The organism is Chryseobacterium sp. JAH (assembly GCF_001507335.1).
GTDB lineage: Bacteria > Bacteroidota > Bacteroidia > Flavobacteriales > Weeksellaceae > Chryseobacterium.
The window spans coordinates 171,029-190,214 of record NZ_LMAH01000002.1 but is presented as its reverse complement, the minus strand read 5'-3'; the positions used below and the strand labels follow the sequence as shown (position 1 = coordinate 190,214).

15 protein-coding genes are annotated in these 19,186 nt (G+C 36.4%); all 15 read left to right on the top strand.

The features are described 5' to 3' along the window. Positions 1-5 precede the first annotated feature (5 nt). Positions 6-1,118, top strand: coding sequence for a SusE domain-containing protein (locus AR685_RS04560; protein ID WP_059123874.1), 1,113 nt, complete (start codon positions 6-8; stop codon positions 1,116-1,118). A 76-nt stretch (positions 1,119-1,194) separates the two neighbouring features. Then, positions 1,195-3,354, top strand: a complete 2,160-nt coding sequence (locus AR685_RS04555; protein WP_059123873.1) for a glycoside hydrolase family 97 protein — start codon at positions 1,195-1,197, stop codon at positions 3,352-3,354. A 256-nt stretch (positions 3,355-3,610) separates the two neighbouring features. Then, positions 3,611-4,597, top strand: coding sequence for a bile acid:sodium symporter (locus tag AR685_RS04550; protein WP_059124138.1), 987 nt, complete (start codon positions 3,611-3,613; stop codon positions 4,595-4,597). 25 nt (positions 4,598-4,622) lie between these two features. Continuing rightward, the gene (locus AR685_RS04545) at positions 4,623-5,675 is read left to right on the top strand and encodes a succinylglutamate desuccinylase/aspartoacylase family protein (protein WP_052187697.1); all 1,053 of its coding nucleotides are present in this window, start codon (positions 4,623-4,625) and stop codon (positions 5,673-5,675) included. Between the two features lie 9 nt (positions 5,676-5,684). Continuing rightward, positions 5,685-7,541: a glycoside hydrolase family 13 protein gene (locus tag AR685_RS04540; RefSeq protein ID WP_047442882.1), complete on the top strand. Its 1,857-nt coding sequence runs from the start codon at positions 5,685-5,687 to the stop codon at positions 7,539-7,541. Positions 7,542-7,641: 100 nt separating this feature from the next. After that, positions 7,642-8,154, top strand: coding sequence for a nuclear transport factor 2 family protein (locus tag AR685_RS04535; protein WP_059123872.1), 513 nt, complete (start codon positions 7,642-7,644; stop codon positions 8,152-8,154). Further along, on the top strand, positions 8,154-9,572 hold the full coding sequence (locus AR685_RS04530; protein WP_052187698.1) for an MFS transporter: 1,419 nt from the start codon (positions 8,154-8,156) through the stop codon (positions 9,570-9,572). Before AR685_RS04535 ends, AR685_RS04530 begins: the two co-directional genes overlap by 1 nt. 342 nt (positions 9,573-9,914) lie before the next feature. Beyond that, complete coding sequence (locus AR685_RS04525; RefSeq protein ID WP_047442884.1) at positions 9,915-10,643, top strand: pirin family protein; 729 nt, start codon at positions 9,915-9,917, stop codon at positions 10,641-10,643. A gap of 146 nt (positions 10,644-10,789) precedes the next feature. Continuing rightward, positions 10,790-11,341, top strand: coding sequence for an NADPH-dependent FMN reductase (locus AR685_RS04520; protein ID WP_059123871.1), 552 nt, complete (start codon positions 10,790-10,792; stop codon positions 11,339-11,341). Between the two features lie 251 nt (positions 11,342-11,592). Beyond that, positions 11,593-12,585, top strand: a complete 993-nt coding sequence (gene purM / locus AR685_RS04515; protein WP_047442886.1) for a phosphoribosylformylglycinamidine cyclo-ligase — start codon at positions 11,593-11,595, stop codon at positions 12,583-12,585. A 77-nt stretch (positions 12,586-12,662) separates the two neighbouring features. Then, positions 12,663-13,226, top strand: a complete 564-nt coding sequence (gene purN / locus AR685_RS04510) for a phosphoribosylglycinamide formyltransferase (RefSeq protein ID WP_047442887.1) — start codon at positions 12,663-12,665, stop codon at positions 13,224-13,226. 298 nt (positions 13,227-13,524) lie between these two features. After that, positions 13,525-15,039 (top strand): bifunctional phosphoribosylaminoimidazolecarboxamide formyltransferase/IMP cyclohydrolase, encoded by a 1,515-nt coding sequence (purH, locus tag AR685_RS04505; protein ID WP_059124137.1) that lies wholly within the window; start codon positions 13,525-13,527, stop codon positions 15,037-15,039. 84 nt (positions 15,040-15,123) lie between these two features. After that, positions 15,124-16,362 (top strand): phosphoribosylamine--glycine ligase, encoded by a 1,239-nt coding sequence (gene purD, locus AR685_RS04500; protein WP_059123870.1) that lies wholly within the window; start codon positions 15,124-15,126, stop codon positions 16,360-16,362. A gap of 253 nt (positions 16,363-16,615) precedes the next feature. Then, positions 16,616-18,145 (top strand): glutamine-hydrolyzing GMP synthase, encoded by a 1,530-nt coding sequence (guaA, locus tag AR685_RS04495; protein ID WP_059123869.1) that lies wholly within the window; start codon positions 16,616-16,618, stop codon positions 18,143-18,145. Between the two features lie 83 nt (positions 18,146-18,228). Continuing rightward, on the top strand, positions 18,229-19,056 hold the full coding sequence (locus AR685_RS04490) for a GLPGLI family protein (protein WP_059123868.1): 828 nt from the start codon (positions 18,229-18,231) through the stop codon (positions 19,054-19,056). The last annotated feature ends 130 nt before the right edge of the window (positions 19,057-19,186 follow it).

Genomic DNA, 19,186 nt, shown 5'->3' with positions numbered 1-19,186 from the left:
TTAGAATGAAAAACATATTTAAAATATTTCTTTTAGGAATAGTATCTTCTTTGTTTATTTCTTGTGAAGGTGATGAAGATAAAGTAACGCTTAATAATACTTCTTCAAGTAATTTATCTGTCACTAAAACATCTATCGTTTTAGATGAAACTATTGCAGAGCAGGCGGCGCTTGATTTTACATATAAAAATCCGACTTTCAGTCCAGCTGTACAGTTTACAAACGCTTTAGAATTTGCTGTTGCAGGAACCAATTTTAATCCAAGTGCTACTAAGGAAGTTTCTATGGATAAAAATACACTTTCCGTAACCCATCTTGAATTAAACAATGTTTTAGCAACATTAAATGTAGCACCGAATTCTGCAAAGGCAATAGAGGTTAGATTAAAGTCAAGTGTAAATAATGTTACTTCATTTTATTCGAATGTATTAACAATAAATATTACTGGCTATATTCCAAACCCAGATTTAATTTTTCCTAAAATTAATGTTCCTGGCGGATATGCGGGAGCAGCTGGATATGCAGATTGGACTCCGTCCAATACTCCGAATTTATTTTCTCCTGGCAAAAACAGTCAGTATAGAGGGTTTATTTATGTTAGTACGCCAAATAGTGAGTATAAATTTACTATCAATCAAGATTGGGCAGGAGATAAGGGTGATGACGGTACCTTGACAGGAAAACTAGTTGAAACCGGTGAGCAAAATATAAAAGCTTTGATAGCAGGAACATATTATCTTAAAGTTGACTGGACGGCAAATACCTATTCGACGACACTTCTTAATTTTGGTGTGATTGGTGATGCAACTCCGACAGGTTATGCCTCAGATACAGATTTCGTGTACAATCCTACAACAAAAACCTATGTTATCAATTCGATTGCATTAACCAATACAGGTGTATTTAAATTACGTGCCAATGATGCATGGGCAGTGAAAATACAGCCTTCAAGTACTGACCAGACGTTGGCATCCGGAACAGGAGTTCAAACGTACTTAAGTGCAGAAGATACTGTGACAGGTGACCCTAGTTATAAAGTAGCAACATCAGGAAATTATAAAATCGAATTAGATTTACATAATTCAGCTTTTTATAAGATCACTGTTACAAAATTGTAAAATATATCTAATTTTCATAGCAAAGTGTTGCTGTAAGGCAGCACTTTTTCTATTTTTAAAGTTTATAATAATCAATATGAAGAAAATGACAATCGGGGCAGTTTTGCTCTCAATGATGTTTGGAATTGCGAATGCACAGTCTATAAAATCGCCGGACGGAAAATTTGAAATGGATTTCCAGTTGAAGAATGGCGTGCCGTATTACAATCTTAAATTTGAAGGTAAAACCGTAGTTGAAGATTCAAAATTAGGACTGAGAATCTTTAAAGAATCTTCTATTAAGTTTGCTTCAGAAATTGCAAAACCTGAAGATGCTAAATTTGATTTGAATAGTGGATTTACAAAAACAGCAGAAAAAACTGATTCAAAAAACGAAACCTGGCAACCGGTATTAGGAGAGAAGAAAAATTATATCAACCACTACAACGAATTGGCGGTTACACTTAATCAAACAAGTACTGACAGAAGCATTATCGTAAAATTCAGATTGTTCAATGACGGATTAGGATTCAGATATGAATTTCCTCAGCAGAAAAATTTAAATTATTTCGTGATCCGTGAAGAAGATTCTGAAATCGATTTTCCATCAGACATGAAAGCATGGTGGATGGTTGCAGATTATGACTCTCAGGAATATCAATATCAGGAAACAAAAGTTTCTGAAATCCCGGGTAGATGGGCAAAAGCTGCGGATGCCAACGCTTCTCAGACGCTAATCAAAAATGCAGTGCAGTCTCCATTGATGTTGAAAGTAGAAGGAAAAACTCCTTTATATATCAACGTCGCAGAGGCAGCTGTTTTAGACTATCCGGCTTCTCATCTTGAAGTAGATGCACAGAATTTTAAATTCAAAACTCATCTTACAGCCGACAGACAGGGTGCTAAAGGATACATGCAGACTCCGATGGTGACACCTTGGAGAACTATTATTGTAGCTCCGAAAGCGGAGGATGTAATGGCTTCTAAAATGATTTTTAATCTAAACGAACCGACAAAATATACTGACACTTCTTACATTCACCCTACAAAATACATGGGCGTTTGGTGGGAAATGATCATCGGAAAATCTCAGTGGGCATATGGACAGCCTGAATCAAATGTACGTTTAGGCGAAACTGATTTTTCCAAACTGACACCGAATGGAAATCATGGTGCCAACAATACAAAGGTAAAAGATTATATCGATTTCGCTGCAGAAAACGGTTTTCAGGGACTTCTGATTGAAGGCTGGAATGTCGGTTGGGAAGACTGGTTCGGCCGTTCAAAAGAATATGTTTTTGATTTTATTACGCCTTATCCGGATTTTGATATCAAAATGTTAAATGAGTATGCTCATTCAAAAGGAATTAAGCTGATTATGCACCACGAGACTTCAGGTTCTGCAACGAACTACGAAAGATGGGCTGATAAAGCATTCCAATTGATGAACAAATATGGGTATGATGCGGTGAAAACAGGTTATGTAGGCGATGTTATTCCTAGAGGAGAACATCATTATTCACAATGGATGATCAACCATTATTACAGAATCGCTGAAAAGGCGAATGAGTACAAAGTGATGGTAAATTCTCACGAATCAGTTCGTCCGACAGGTGAAAGCCGTACGTATCCAAACTATATTTCTGCTGAAGCAGCTCGTGGAACAGAATACGAAGCATTTGGAGGAAATAATCCTGATCACCAGACGATTCTTCCTTTCACAAGATGGATGGGAGGTTCTATGGATTATACACCTGGAATCTTCCAGACCAAGTTAGATTACTATTTCCCTGGAGACAAGCGTTTTGTAAAAACAACATTGGCAAAACAGTTAGCATTGTATGTAACGATGTATATGCCACTTCAGATGGCTGCAGACTTACCTGAAAACTACAAAAAGCACATGGATGCCTTCCAGTTTATCAAAGACGTGGCTGCAGACTGGGATGATACCAAAATTTTATCGGCGGAGCCTGGAGATTATGTAATTACGGCAAGGAAAGCAAAAGGTACAGAAAATTGGTTCGTAGGAGGAATTACCGACGAAAACAAGCGTGAATATACAGTTGATTTTTCTTTCCTTGATAAAGGCAAAAAATACGAAGCGACAATCTATGAAGATGGAAAAGACGCAGATTATATCGACAATCCTCAAAGCTACAATATTTACAAAAAGCAGATTACGAGCAAGTCGAAAATTCCTTTCAAAATGGTGAGAAGTGGAGGTTTTGCAATCTCGATTAAACCTGTGAAATAAAAGTGAACGCAGCATAACAGGTTCAGGTAGTTCTTTTTTAAGAAGCTGTTTCCTGCTCTTCACTATATCTTTTTTGTTACTGCGAATAAAGTGAAGCAATCTGTTGAACTTTTTCGCAATCGCAATACCAAAAAAGGATGCCGCTGCGATCAGGGCTAGGAAAGTCTACTTTTATAAAAACTTTGTCAGGGGCTAAAAGCTCTGACAAGGTTTTTTTTTGTAAATTGAATGTTCAAAATTCTTAGCAATGAAGTTGATGACAACCATATTCAACAAACAGAATATTTTTCTGCTTCTGTTGATTGTAATGGTTTTGATAGCAAAATTATTTCCCTTTCACGAATCTTATAATCAGTACGTTAATCTCTCCGGTTTTATTGATTGGGGAATTGCAGGTATTTTCCTCCTGTATGGACTGAAATTAAATTTAAAAGAAGTTGTTAAAGACGTTTCAAACTGGAAATTACATCTTCTGATTCAATCAGGAACGTTTCTTATTTTTCCTCTACTGGTTTTCATTTTTTACCCTTTGGTCAAAGATTCGGAGTACTACAGCATTTGGCTCTCAGTATTTTTTTTGGCGAGTCTGCCATCAACGGTTTCATCTTCGGTGGTCATGGTTTCTATTGCAAAAGGCAATGTAACTTCAGCAATTTTCAACGCTTCCATTTCGGGATTAATTGGAATTATCATAACACCTCTTTTCATGAGCTTTTTCCTGAAACCAAATGCAGAAGCAGGAAATCAAGGTGAGATTATTCAGCAGTTATTAATCAAAGTTTTACTGCCGATTATTTTGGGAGTTGTACTAAATCCCTTCTTTAAAAAATGGGTCACCAAATATTCAAATGTTATCGCAGAATTCGACAGACTCATTATACTTTTGATTGTGTACGAAAGTTTCTCTACAGCGTTTGTAGAAAATATTTTTGTATCTGTTCCGTCTATTGTTTTTCTTGTTTTGGCCTTCAGTGTCGTATTTTTATTTTTTTCGGTCTATCATATTTTGCAATTCATTTCTACAAAATTAAAATTTAAACCAAAAGATATTATTACGACAACATTTTGTGGCTCAAAAAAATCTCTTGTGCATGGAAGTCTTTTCTTGTTGGTTTTGGGAATTCCGGACAATCATAAAGTGCTTTTTCTTCTTCCTGTGATGATTTATCACAGCTTTCAGCTGTTTTATGTAAGCTGGCTCGCCAATAAAATTGCAAAAAAAAACATCGATGCCAGAGTGTAAAATATATTTGATTATCTTTAAATCTATGAATTTTATTTCGAAAGCTATTTTCACGTCGGTACTGTTCTTTGTAGCGGCAGTCAGTGCACAAAGTGTAGCCACTGTTTTGAATGAGAAAGGCTCATTTAGAAAAGATTTGAGATTCTCAGTTAAAACAGCTTCACAACAGGAAACGTTTGTTCCTGTTACGGTTATCAAAGGTGCTCAGAATGGTCCGGTTTTCAGTATTGTAGCAGGAATTCACGGTTACGAGTACCCACCGATTATTGCTGTTCAGGAATTACTAAATGATATCAAACCTGAAAACCTTAGAGGAACTATAATCATCGTGCCTGTTGCGAATGTTGAGGCTTTTCAAAAGCGTACTCCTTTCATTAATCCTTTGGATCAAAAAAATTTAAATAACGCTTTTCCGGGCTCATCAAACGGAACGGCAACTGATCAGATTGCCGACATTATTACCAAAGAAATTATCTCTAATTCTGAAATATTTTTAGATATTCATGGTGGTGATGCGAATGAGGATCTGTTGCCTTTTGTATGTTATTATGACAGAAAAGATACTCCGGACAACACAAAGTTGGCCCAAAATTTAGCTTCTAGGTCTCAAATGAGTCCAATTGTTTCTTATCCTTATAATTTAACACAGACTGACCACGCAAAGTATGCGTTTAAACAGGCAACTCAACAGGGAATTACTGCCTTGAGTATTGAAGCCGGAAAATTAGGAACCGTTCAGAAAGAAAACATTGACATGATCAAAAATGCTGTCTATAATATGCTTGAATATTCCGGAAATTATCATAGAGTGGGATTTAAAACGACAGAAAAAAAAGCAAAAGTTCTCAATCGGCAGGATTATATCCGTGTTCCTGAGGACGGAATTTTTTACAGCCATCTGAAAAGTGGAGAATCTGTTCATGTGAGTCAGGTGTTAGGCTACATCACCGATGTATTTGGTAAAAAGAAACAGGAGATTCTTTCAAAAACAGACGGAGTAATTTTATATAAAGTAGGAACACCACCCGTGAATAAGGGAGAGACATTATTTTGTATCGGGTATTCATCTAAAAAATAAAATAATTAAATGAAAAAAATATATTCAGTAATTGCTATTTCTGCAGCAGTCTTAGCCTTTTCTCAAAAGCCTTTAGAAAAAGTGGAACCTGCATTCTGGTGGAAAGGAATGAAGAATCCTGAAGTTCAGCTCCTTATTTACGGAAAAGACATTGCTAAAAACGAGATTGAAATTTCAGATGAGATCAAAGCAAAAGACATTCAGAAAGTCGAAAACCCAAATTACGTTTTTGTAACTTTAAATACGAATGAAATCAATGTTTCAAAGTTTAAAATCAACGTTAAAAACGGAAAGAAAAACGTCGGTTCATATACCTATGAATTAAAAGATAGGAATCCAAATTCTGCCAACAGAAATTCTTACACCTCAAAAGATCTGATGTATCTCATCATGCCCGACCGTTTTGCGAATGGCGACGAAAAAAATGACTCTCAGCCCAACCTTACTGAAAAAGCAGACCGAAGTCTTCCCAGCGGCCGCCATGGTGGAGATCTGCGTGGGATCATCAATAATATTGACTATCTTCAAAACTTAGGAGCGACTGCAATCTGGCTGACACCGGTAAACGAAGACAACGAAAAAGGATATTCTTATCACGGTTATGCACAAACTGACCTTTACAAAATCGACGGAAGATACGGAACCAACGAAGAGTACAGAGAACTTTCTCAAAAGCTCAACAAAAGAAATATGATGCTGGTGATGGATTATGTGACCAATCACTGGGGAATTTCGCACTGGCTCATTAAGGATTTACCAACAAAAGACTGGATTCACTGGTTTGATGATGGAGATAAAGGTTTCAAACGTTCCAATTACAAAATCACGTCTCAGTTTGATCCGAATGCTTCCGAAGCAGACAAAAAAGTAGCGCTGGATGGTTGGTTTGATACTTCGATGCCCGATATTAATCAAAGCAATCCTTTGGTTTTAAAATACTTGACTCAAAATGCGATCTGGTGGATTGAATATGCTGAACTAGGAGGTTTTCGTGTCGATACCTATCCGTACAACGACAAGGAAGCAATGGCGAAATGGGCAAAAGCTATCACCAATGAATATCCGAAATTCAATATTGTAGGAGAAACATGGTTGAGCTCTGCCGGACAAATTTCTGCTTGGCAGAAGGACTCTAAAACAGGAGAAGCCGTCAATTACAATTCAAATTTACCATCGGTAATGGATTTTCCTCTGTATGATGAACTTCCGAAAGCCATTAAGGAAAAAGAAGGCTGGAACAACGGAATGAATAGACTTTATAATAGTTTCACGAATGATTTCCTGTATCCGGACATCAACAATCTTCTCGTTTTTTTTGAAAATCACGATACCGAAAGGTGGAATGAAATGTTTAATAATGATCCAAAGGCTTACAAAATGGCAATGACGATCATATCGACCGTTCGCGGAATTCCTCAAATCTACTACGGAACCGAAATCGGAATGCGTGGCGATAAAAATAAAGGTGGCGACGCAGACATCCGAAGAGATTTTCCTGGAGGCTGGAAATCAGACAGGCAAAATGCTTTCAATACGGCTTCTCAAACCGAAGAACAGAAGGAATTTCATAGTTTTACACAGAAACTATTAAACTGGAGAAAAGGAAAAGATGTCATCCACACTGGGAAAACTAAAAATTTCGTTCCTCAGAATAATGTTTTTGTTTACTTTAGATACAACGAAAAAGAAACGGTAATGGTGGTAGTGAATGCTAATGAAAAAGAAGAAGTTGTGGATTTAAAAAGATTTTCAGAAGCTATAAAATCTTCATCTAAAGGAAAGGATATAATCTCAGAAAAAGAATTGTCACTCCAGAATAATCTTACTGTTCCTGCCAGAACTTCGATGGTCATTGAATTGAAATAAGTACGAATTATATAAATAGTTCCAAAATTTCAAAATCATGAGTTTCATTCGTGAAAAAAATTAGCGCTATTTAGTGAGTAGAAAAAGAAAATAAATTAAAATGAAAAAAATAATATTATTCATAACAGTTTTCCTATTAGTCGGGAGCTTTACAACAATTTCAGCACAAGCGAAATTTGAGAAAGACAAAAAGGACATTGCTACAATGCTCGATGCTTTCAATATTGCTGCTGCAAAAGCAGATTACAAAACGTATTTTGATTTTTTCGCTGAAGAATCTACTTTCATCGGTACCGATGCAACAGAGGTTTGGAGTAAAAAGGAATTTATGGTTTGGGCAAAACCATATTTCTATAAAAAGAGAACCTGGAATTTTAGTTCATTAAAAAGAAATGTCTACTTCAGCAAAGACGGAAAACTGGCTTGGTTTGATGAATTATTGAATACTCAGATGAAAATCTGCCGTGGTTCGGGAGTAGTAGAAAAAATCAACGGACAATGGAAAGTGAAACAATATGTACTTTCAATGACAATTCCAAATGATGTGTCGGATAAAGTTGTGGTCGAAAAAACAGCAATCGAAGATGTATTAATCCAAAAACTGAAGCAATAATGGCAGAGATGGTAGGAAAACATGATGCGGGTAAATTTGGAAGAGTAAAAAAACCGAATCTTTCAATGGCCCAGATCATCAATATCAGCATGGGATTTTTAGGAATTCAGATGGCTTTTGGCCTTCAGAACGGAAATGCAAGCCGTATTCTTGGAAATTTCGGTGCTGATGTACATGAGCTTTCTTGGTTTTGGTTGGTTGCGCCCATCACAGGTTTGATTGTTCAGCCGATTATTGGTCATATGGGCGACAATACTTGGAGTCCTTTGGGGAGAAGGAAGCCCTATTTTCTGATCGGAGCGATTCTCTGTGCCATCGGTTTGGTTTTACTTCCCAACGCAGCTTCAGCAACACAGATGATGGCGGCCAACGTTTTACTTTTGGCTGTTATTTTCTTAGCAATGATGGACGCTTCCATTAATATTGCGATGGAGCCGTTCCGTGCGCTGGTAGGAGATATGCTTCCAAAACATCAGGGAACTTTAGGGTTTTCAGTGCAGACCATTTTGATTGGGATTGGTGCCGTGATCGGATCTTATCTGCCGGATTGGCTGACCAAATTAGGCATCTCGAATGTCGCTAAAGAGGGTTTCGTTGCCGATAATGTGATCTATGCCTTTTACTGCGGTGCAGGAATACTTTTATTAACCATTATTTATACAATTGTTACTACAAAAGAATACTCTCCGAAAGAATTTGCTGAATTTGAAGGACAAAGTGAAATAGTAGAACAGCCGTCAAAACTATCAGATATTTTCAGTGACTTTGCGAAAATTCCAACCTTAATGAAAAAGTTAGGAATAGTTCAGTTTTTCTCTTGGTTTGCACTGTTTACCATGTGGGTTTTCACGACAAGTGCTTTAGCCACGCATCATTTCGGATTGTCTCCTGAGGATACGCATTCTGTTGAATTCAACAAAGCCGGTGATCTTACAGGTAAATTATTTGGAATGTACAATCTCTGGGCAATCCCGTTTGCATTTCTATTAACTCCGATTGCGAAATGGATCGGTAAAAAACAAACGCATGCATTAGCGTTATTTTGTGGAGGTTTAGGACTGATTTCAATGTATTTCATTAAAGATACTTCACTGCTCTGGATTTCGATGATCGGACTTGGTTTTGCGTGGGCAAGTATTTTGGCAATGCCATACGCAATGCTGATAGACGCAATTCCGCAAAGAAAAATGGGCGTTTTTATGGGAATTTTCAATTTCTTCATCGTTATTCCACAAATCATCAACGGTGTCTTTGGTGGCCCGATTGTAAAAGGTGCCTTTGGAAATTACGCAATAGGCTATGTTGTCGTTGGTGGAATCTGTATGCTTCTCGGCGCAGTCTTAACAATGATTTTTATTAAATCGGATGACGCAAATCCTCAGGAAATCGAAGAGGAAATTCAGCAGGTACATTTTTAAATTTGAGATTTGGAATTTGAGATTTGAAATTTGCAATTCAGAATTTGAAATTCAATATTAAGATTCAATATTGAAAATTAGAATTAAGAATTTGATTTAAATAAAAAATTTACATAAAAATATCAACAGGAGCGGACTTTAGTCCGCTTTTTCATTACATAGCTGGGATGGGCTTTAGCTAAAACTTACTATTCACAAAAAATAATCCAGGCTCTAAAATTCACTTCGAAGAAAATTGACCATTCACAATTCACATAAAATCACTTCTTACCTTACATCAATATTTTCCGAATACACTAACTGTACATTTGTACTATAAATAATCAAAAAAATATCTACAATATGAAAACAGTATATCACAAAGCAGATTCAAGAGGTCACGCAGATCACGGTTGGTTAAATTCTTACCATACTTTCAGTTTTGCAGGCTATCAGAACAAAGAAAGATCAAACTTCGGAGTGTTGAGAGTTTTAAATGATGACACGGTTTCTCAGGGAATGGGCTTCGGAACGCATCCTCACAAAAACATGGAAATCATTTCAATTCCGTTGGAAGGAAACTTAGAGCATAAAGATTCTATGGGAACCACAGCTGTTATCAAAAAAGGAGAAATTCAGGTGATGAGTGCCGGAACTGGTGTAATGCACAGCGAATACAATCAAAATAAAGATGAAGCAGTAAAATTCTTACAGATCTGGGTTTTCCCGAGAGAAGAAAATGTAGAGCCAAGATACGATCAGAAAAGTATCAAAGACGGAGAGAAAATTAATGGTTTTCAACAAATATTATCTCCAAATAAAAACGATGATGGTGTTTGGATTCATCAGGATGCCTGGTTTAATTTAGCCAATTTCACACAAGGAAACGGTAAAAACTACACGATTAATAAAAAAGGAAACGGAGTGTATGCATTTGTATTAAAAGGAAGCGCAAAAGTAGGCGACAGAATCTTAAAAGAAAAAGACGGATTAGGAATCTGGGACACCCAAAGTTTCAACATCGAAGCAGTAGAAGATACCGAAATTCTTTTAATGGAAGTTCCTATGGATTTACCGGCGTATCTAAAATAAATAATCATATTTTCGCAAACCAATTTTTTAGTATAAAAATTATCAACTCAATTCCCCTCCTTTGGTGGGGTGGCGAAAATTAAGAATGAATTTTTGACGAGGTGGTTATTTCTTTTAAAATAAATTTTAAACCAATATAATTAACAATGAAAATCCTAGCCATCGCAGGAAGCAATTCCGACACATCAATCAACAGACAGCTTGTAACATACGCTACCACTTTATTTGAAAACGCAGAAATAGAAATCGTCGACATGAACGATTTTGAAATGCCTATCTACAAACATCAAAGAGAAGTAGAAAGCGGAGTTCCGCAGGAGGCAGTTGATTTTGCTTCAAAAATCGACGGTGCTGATGTACTTTTGGTTTCTTTAGCCGAGCATAACGGAACTTATTCAACGGCCTTTAAAAACGTTTTCGACTGGACGTCTAGAATTAAACAGAGAGCAGTCTGGAACGAAAAGCCTATGTTGCTAATGGCAACAGCTCCGGGTGGAAGAGGTGGTTTAGGTGTTTTAGAAGCTGCTGAAAAGCGTTTTCCTTTACATGGTGGAAATATCATTGGTACTTTCACACTTCCTTTCTTTAATGATCAATTCGATAAGGTAGCTCAGAAGATCTCTAATGACGAAAAAAACAGCGAGTTACGTGATATTGTAAAGAAGATTTCGGCAGTTGAAATAATCTTAGAAAAATAGCATTTGAATATTAACTTAAAATTAATATCTTTGCAAAAAGAAAAAAGATGAAGATTCAGTCCACTTTCAAAGAATGTTTTTCCCTTAATGGAAAAACTGTGGACTCTGAAACTCTCAGATAAAACATCAGCCGATAATCTACCAAGATTGTCGGCTTTTTATTTTCTTTAAATCAAATTAAAAGTTAATATAAAAAGATAAAAGATGTCAGTCTGTAATCTGAAATCTAGCATCTAAAAATCGAAATAATAATGAGCAATACGTACAAATCTGCAGGTGTAGACAAAGAAGAAGGTTACAAAACCGTTGATAAAATCAAAAAAGCGGTGGGTGAAACTCACAATTCCAATGTATTGAATCATTTGGGAAGCTTCGGTGCTTTTTACGAAATTGGAGGATACAAAAACCCTGTTTTAGTTTCTGGAACTGATGGAGTAGGAACGAAACTTAAAGTCGCTTTAGATTCAAAAAGATACGATTCTATTGGTGTAGACTGTTTTGCAATGTGTGCCAACGACATCCTTTGTCACGGTGCAAAACCCTTATTTTTCCTTGATTATTTAGCTTGTGGAAAATTAGATTCTGAAATCGCTGCAGAAATCGTTTTAGGAATGGTTAAAGCTTGTAAAGACAATAACTGTGCATTGATTGGTGGTGAAACTGCCGAAATGCCGGGAATGTATCAGCCAGGAGATTATGATGTTGCAGGATTTTGCGTAGGAATTGTAGAAAAAGACCAGATTATTGATGGTTCTAAAATCAAAACTGGAGATAAAATTATAGCATTGCCAAGTTCAGGATTCCACTCAAACGGATTTTCTTTGGTAAGAAAAATCTTCCCTGATTTTGAAGAAGAATTTGAAGGAAAACCTTTATATGAAACACTTTTGGTTCCTACAAGATTATATTTCAAAGATATTCACAGCGTAATCGAAGAAGTGGAAGTTTCAGGAATTGCTCACATTACAGGTGGCGGTTTGTATGAAAATATCCCAAGAATTATCGGTGAAGGATTATGTGCTTCAATCGATGCCTCAAAAATCCAGATTCCTAGCGTAATGTTAGAGCTTGAAAAAAGAGGAAATATTGCTCGTGAAGAAATGTTCGGAACCTTCAATATGGGTGTCGGAATGATTGTAGTCGTTGATCCTGAGCATGCTGAAAAAGTGCTTCACCTTTTAGACGACGCTTACGAAATCGGAGAAATCACAGAAGGAGCTGAAAAGATAGATTTGAAATTCTAAAAAGACATCAGAAGTTAGATATCAGACGACAGGCTTTTAATCTGAAATCTGGTATCTGAAATCTATTATCTAAATTAATGAAAAACTTAGTTATACTCGTTTCGGGTTCAGGAACCAATCTTCAGAGAATTGTTGATACCATTGACAGCGGAGAAATCCAGAATGCACAAGTATCTTTAGTTGTTGCCGACAGAGAATGTTACGGACTTGAAAGAGCAAAAAAACATAACATTGAAACGGTGTTGATTCCGAGAGGGAAAAACTTCAGCAGTGATTTGGGTGAAATTATTCCTGAAAATACAGACCTAATCATTTTGGCAGGATTTTTATCCATTCTCAAACCAGAGTTTGTGGAAAATTGGGCAGGAAAAATTATAAACATTCACCCGGCCTTACTTCCGAAGTACGGTGGAAAGGGAATGTGGGGACATCACGTTCATAACGCTGTAATCGAAGCTAAAGAAAAAGAAAGCGGAGCAACCGTTCATTTTGTAACCGTTGGAATCGATGAAGGAGAAGCAATTCTTCAAAAATCATTCGAAGTCACAGAAAACGACACTCCCGAAACCTTGGCAGAAAAAGTTCATAAAATTGAATATGAAATCTTTCCTTTAGCGATTAATAAAGTACTGGGAAATTAGTAGTAAAAGGCTTCGATATGCTCAACCTGATAAAGGCGAAAAAATACAGTTAGTATTAGAGATGTCATGCTGAGCTTGTCGAAGCATCTCTTAATAAAATAAAAGACACACTTAGATAAAAAAGAATATTTCGAAAAAGTTAAAAATCTAAGTAAAAGTAAGATCGGAGGTGAAAGAACCGGTCTACAGTTTGAAATAACTGTAAAAAGTAAAAGTTGAAAGAGTCCTGAAAAGGGCAAAAGTAAAAATGAGTGAAAATCGCAATCCTGCGATTTTCGCTTCAAAAAATGAAAAATCTATGAGCAAGAGAGTTTTGATCAGTGTTTCTGACAAAAGTGGATTAACAGAATTCGCACAGTTTTTAGAATCTCAAAATTATGAGTTGATCTCTACAGGAGGTACATTCAAACATTTAAAAGACGCTGGTTTAAATCCGATTCAGATTGATGAGGTAACCGATTTTCCTGAAATGTTAGACGGAAGAGTGAAAACTTTACACCCGAAAGTTCACGGTGGTTTATTGGCTGTTCGTTCAAACGAAGAGCACATGAAAACTGTTCAGGAGCACAATATCGGTTTGATCGACATGGTGATTGTGAATTTGTATCCGTTTTTTGAAAATGTAAACAAAAACATTTCATTACACGAAAAAGTAGAATTCATTGACATTGGAGGTCCTTCAATGCTTCGTTCGGCTGCTAAAAATTTCGATTCTGTAACCGTTATTACTGACGTTGAAGATTATGGAAAAGTAAAAATCGAAATGGAGCAAAACGGTGACACCTTCATTGAAACCCGTAAAAAATTAGCCGGAAAAGTATTTAATCTGACTTCAGCTTATGACGCGGCCATCTCAAGAATGCTTTTAGACGAAGATTACCCGACTTATTTAAGCGCTTCATACAAGAAAGTTTCAGACTTAAGATACGGAGAAAACCCACACCAGACTGCAGCATACTACGTTTCTACTTTTGAAAACGGTGCGATGAAAGATTTCGAACAGTTGGGAGGTAAAGAATTATCATTCAATAACCTTCGTGATATGGATCTTTGCTGGAAAGTGGTCACTGAATTTAAAGACGAAATGGCTTGTTGTGCAGTGAAGCATTCTACACCTTGTGGAGTAGCAATCGGAACTTCAGCTTTAGAAACATACAAGAAGACTTTCGAATGTGATCCGGTTTCTATTTTTGGTGGAATTGTTGCTGCCAACTTCAAAATTGATGCTGCAACGGCTGAAGAATTAAACAAAACATTCCTTGAAATCGTAATGGCTCCTGATTTTGACGAGGACGCGTTGGAAGTTTTAAGAAAAAAGAAAAATTTAAGAATTATAAAAATCGTTAATCCGGTTTCAGACAAGCAGACTTGGGTAAAAGTTGACGGTGGAATCTTGGTTCAGGATAACGACAGTATTTTCTCTGATGATATTAAAGTGGTTACTGAAACTCAACCAACAGAAGAGCAGAAAAAAGCCTTGTTGTTCTCTCAGAGAGTGGTTAAATATGTAAAATCAAACGCAATAGTTGTATCAAACGGAATCCAGGCTTTCGGAATCGGAGGCGGACAGGTGAACAGAATCTGGGCAACGCAGCAGGCCATCGAAAGAGCAAAAGAAAAATTCACAGGAGAATTGGTTTTAGCTTCTGATGCATTTTTCCCTTTCCGTGATGTGGTAGATTTCTGCGCTCAGGAAGGTATTACAGCAATTATTCAACCTGGTGGAAGTGTAAAAGATCAGGAAAGTATTGATGCTGCCAACGAACACAAAATCCCAATGATGTTCACGGGTGTAAGACATTTCTTTCATTAAAATTGAATTAAAATAGTAATTGGAGATTGTATTTATAGCATTCAAAATTATATATTTGTAAACTAGACTAGAAATAAATAAAGTATGAGAATATTAATCATAGGTGAAGGTGGAAGAGAATCTGCACTGGCAGCAAAACTTCAAAAGGACAATAGAGTTACTAAAATGTTTTTTGCCAACGGAAACGCGTCTACAGATGCAATCGGGCAAAATGTTCATATGTCAGAAATCAAAGAATTGAGAGATTTTGCGATAAAAGAAAAAGTAGATCTTACGATTGTAGGTCCTGAAGCTCCTTTGGTCGCTGGTTTGAAGGATGAATTTAAGAAACATGATCTTAAAGTTTTCGGTCCTAACCAGAAAGTGGCAAGTCTTGAAGGAAGTAAAGCTTTCTCTAAGAAATTTATGCAGACCTATGATATCAAAACAGCAAAAGCGGTAGTGTTTGATTCATACAATGAGGCGAAAGCATATGTACAGACTCAGGAATATCCTTTGGTAATTAAGGCTAGTGGTTTAGCTGGTGGAAAAGGAGTTGTAATATGTGATACAGTTGAAGAAGCTGAAGCTACCATCCATGATTTCATGATCAGAAGAATCTATGGAGATGCTGGTATCCGTTTGGTGATTGAAGAATTTTTACAAGGTTTTGAGGCATCAATTATTGCATTCTCAAACGGTGAAAAAATATTCCCTTGTATTGCTGCTAAAGATTATAAGAAAGCAGGAAACGGTGATAAAGGTCCAAACACAGGAGGTATGGGTTCTGTGGCGCCAAGTCCTGAATTTACAGCAGAGCATACTGCAGATTTTGAAAAAAATATTTTAGAGCCAACATTGAAAGGTCTTAAAGCTGAAGGTTTCAGTTTCAAAGGAATCATTTTCTTCGGATTGATGGTGACTAAAAACGGAACTTATCTGTTAGAATACAACATGAGATTCGGAGATCCTGAAACTCAGGTTTTGATGGCGTTGATGGAAAACAATCTGTTAGACGTAATCAACGACTGTATGAACGGAAAAGATCTGGATCTTAAATTCAAAGACGAAAAAGCAGTTTGTCTGGTAATGTGTTCTGGTGGTTACCCTGGAAACATCGAAACTGGCTTTGAAATCACAGGAATAGAAAAAGCAAAACACAGCCAGGTGTTGTGTGCAGGAGCTATCAAGAAAGGGGACAAAATTGTTTCTAACGGAGGTAGAGTAATGAACGTAGTTGCTACCGGAGCTACGTACGACGAAGCCAGAAAGAAAGTATATGAAGACGCACTTCATGTTCACTTTGATTATAGTTTCTACAGAGAAGACATCGGTAAATTTTAATATAATGCCCTGATTTTTCGGGGCTTTTTTTATTAGAAGCCGGGAACCTGCTGTCCACTGTATCTTTTTTGTCATTGCAAGGGACTTGAAGTAATTTATTAAACTATTTCGCAATCACAATAACAAAAAAGGATGCCGCTACCATCAGGGCTAGGAAGAAACAAGTTAAAAGTAAAAAGAATTAAGTTTAAAGTTATGTGATAAGTTTGAATGGCATCAAACATCTATCATCCAACATCCAACATTATAGAAAATGAACAACGGTATTATCATATTAGATTTCGGATCTCAGTACAACCAGCTTATCGGAAGAAGAATCCGTGAGATGGGCGTGTACTCCGAAATTTTACCATTCAATACACCATTAGCAACAATCTTAGAAAAACAGCCAAAAGGAATCATACTTTCAGGTGGTCCGAGCTCTGTAAATGCAGAAAACGCTCATTTGGTTGAAAAAGAATTGTATGAACAGGGAATTCCTGTATTGGGAATATGCTACGGAATGCAGCTTACCGCACACCTTTTGGGCGGAAAAGTACATAAAGGTGTAAAAGGTGAGTACGGAAAAGCACATCTAGAAATTGTAAAAGAATCTTCTCTCTTGAAAGGAGTGACAGATAATTCTGTCGTATGGATGAGTCACTTCGACGAAGTGGGAATGTTGCCTGCAGGTTTTGATTTGAACGCAAAATCTGGTGTAATTGCTTCTATTTCTAATGAAGAAAAGAAAATCTACTGCGTGCAGTTCCACCCAGAAGTTTCTCACACAGAAGAAGGTGAAAAAATGTTGGAGAACTTCGTATTTGCAATCTGTGACTCAGAGAAAAACTGGAAACTGACGAATTATATCGACAAAACAGTTGAAGAAATCAAAGAAAGAGTAGGAGACAACAAAGTGATCCTTGGACTTTCAGGAGGTGTGGATTCTTCTGTTGCTGCAGTTTTGATTCACAAAGCAATCGGTGATCAATTGCAGTGCATATTCGTAGATACCGGACTTTTAAGAAAGGACGAAGACGTTAAGGTAATGGAAAATTATGGTGAGCATTTTAATATGAACATCAAATTGGTAGACGCTTCAGAAAGATTCTTATCAAAATTAGCAGGAGTAGATGATCCGGAAACCAAGAGAAAGATCATCGGAAATGAATTTATCCATGTTTTCGACGAAGAATCTCATAAAATCGAAGGGGCAAAATTCTTAGCGCAAGGAACCATTTATCCAGACGTGATCGAAAGTCAGTCGGTGAACGGTCCTTCAGCAGTGATCAAGTCTCACCACAATGTGGGCGGACTTCCAGAAGAAATGGAATTTGAATTGCTGGAACCTTTAAGAGAACTGTTCAAAGACGAAGTAAGAAAAGTCGGTGAAGAATTAGGAATTCCTCATCATTTGGTACACCGACATCCTTTCCCTGGTCCTGGTTTAGGAATCAGAATTTTAGGTGCTGTAGATGCTGAAAAAGTGAAAATCTTGCAAGAAGCTGATGATATTTTCATCGAAGAATTATACAAAAATGATTTGTATGAGAAAGTTTCTCAGGCATTTGTAGTTCTCCTTCCGGTAAAATCTGTAGGAGTAATGGGTGACGAAAGAACGTATGAATACACAGCAGTAGTTCGTTCTGCCAACACCATCGACTTTATGACGGCAACGTGGAGCAGACTTCCTTACGAGTTTTTAGATACGGTGTCAAGCAGAATTATCAACGAAGTAAGAGGAATCAACAGAGTAGCTTACGATATTTCAAGCAAACCACCAGCAACGATTGAGTGGGAGTAAATCTTGACTTGAATTTTAAATATAATCCTGCCTGTTGGCGGGATTTTTTTGTATATTTCAGAAATATTTTTTATCACAATTCTATGAAAAATAAAATTCTTGCACTGCTGATTTGCCTAACCTTCGTTACAACCTATTCACAGAAAAGATTTGTTTACGAATATAAATTTGTTCCGGATGTTACAAAAAAAGATTCGGTGCTTACAGATTATATGAATTTAGATTCAGATATGAAAAATTCAGTGTTTTATAGTTCATTTAAAAATGTTTCAGACTCTTTACGACAAGAATTATTAAGTAATAAATCAATTAAGGTAAGCTATCCTTATTACAATCCAAATCTCATCTACACCGTTACAAAAAACTATTCTAAAAATTCAGTAGTCTATCATATCAAAGACAGCGGGATTAAATTTAAATTAACTGAAGCTAAACCAATCAAATGGAATATTTCTAAGGAAACGAGAACCATCAATAATTTGAAATGTCAAAAAGCAACTACGGATTTATATGGTAGAAAGTGGATTGCCTGGTTTAGTCCTGAAATTACCATTCAAGATGGACCCTATAAGTTTAATAATCTTCCCGGTTTAATCATACAAATTGAAGATACAGAGAAAAATCATTCTTTTGAGCTTACCCAAATTAAAAATATTACTAATCCAAAATTAGATGATGATTATAAAAATGAAAAAGAAATTTCCCAAAAACAACTGAATCAATTATTTGACGACCGTGCTAAAAATATAAATTCAAATATCGGACAAATGTTTGTTCAAAGCAATTCAATTGGATTCGTGATGAAAGATGGAAATGTTATTCAACTCAACAGAAATACTAAAAATGTTGAGAAAGAACTTGAAAAATCGGTTAAGAGAACTAATAATCCCATAGAATTGAAGGAAAAGTAAAAAAAAAGAATATCGAGTCAATTTAAATCCTGCCATTTGGTGGGATTTATTGTTAGTTTTAAAGATGAATGAACATGTATTATAATTATTGTAATATTTAGAGCAGCTTCCTCAATATTTTCTACATTTG

Excerpts from the sequence above, each read along its gene's own strand:
- AR685_RS04560 (WP_059123874.1), top strand. The coding sequence starts at position 6 with ATGAAAAACATATTTAAAATATTTCTTTTAGGAATAGTATCTTCTTTG.
- AR685_RS04540 (WP_047442882.1), top strand. The coding sequence starts at position 5,685 with ATGAAAAAAATATATTCAGTAATTGCTATTTCTGCAGCAGTCTTAGCC.
- AR685_RS04490 (WP_059123868.1), top strand. The coding sequence starts at position 18,229 with ATGAAAAATAAAATTCTTGCACTGCTGATTTGCCTAACCTTCGTTACA.
- AR685_RS04545 (WP_052187697.1), top strand. The coding sequence starts at position 4,623 with ATGAATTTTATTTCGAAAGCTATTTTCACGTCGGTACTGTTCTTTGTA.
- AR685_RS04550 (WP_059124138.1), top strand. The coding sequence starts at position 3,611 with ATGACAACCATATTCAACAAACAGAATATTTTTCTGCTTCTGTTGATT.
- AR685_RS04535 (WP_059123872.1), top strand. The coding sequence starts at position 7,642 with ATGAAAAAAATAATATTATTCATAACAGTTTTCCTATTAGTCGGGAGC.
- AR685_RS04555 (WP_059123873.1), top strand. The coding sequence starts at position 1,195 with ATGAAGAAAATGACAATCGGGGCAGTTTTGCTCTCAATGATGTTTGGA.
- purD (WP_059123870.1), top strand. The coding sequence starts at position 15,124 with ATGAGAATATTAATCATAGGTGAAGGTGGAAGAGAATCTGCACTGGCA.
- AR685_RS04525 (WP_047442884.1), top strand. The coding sequence starts at position 9,915 with ATGAAAACAGTATATCACAAAGCAGATTCAAGAGGTCACGCAGATCAC.
- AR685_RS04520 (WP_059123871.1), top strand. The coding sequence starts at position 10,790 with ATGAAAATCCTAGCCATCGCAGGAAGCAATTCCGACACATCAATCAAC.
- purN (WP_047442887.1), top strand. The coding sequence starts at position 12,663 with ATGAAAAACTTAGTTATACTCGTTTCGGGTTCAGGAACCAATCTTCAG.
- guaA (WP_059123869.1), top strand. The coding sequence starts at position 16,616 with ATGAACAACGGTATTATCATATTAGATTTCGGATCTCAGTACAACCAG.
- purM (WP_047442886.1), top strand. The coding sequence starts at position 11,593 with ATGAGCAATACGTACAAATCTGCAGGTGTAGACAAAGAAGAAGGTTAC.
- AR685_RS04530 (WP_052187698.1), top strand. The coding sequence starts at position 8,154 with ATGGCAGAGATGGTAGGAAAACATGATGCGGGTAAATTTGGAAGAGTA.
- purH (WP_059124137.1), top strand. The coding sequence starts at position 13,525 with ATGAGCAAGAGAGTTTTGATCAGTGTTTCTGACAAAAGTGGATTAACA.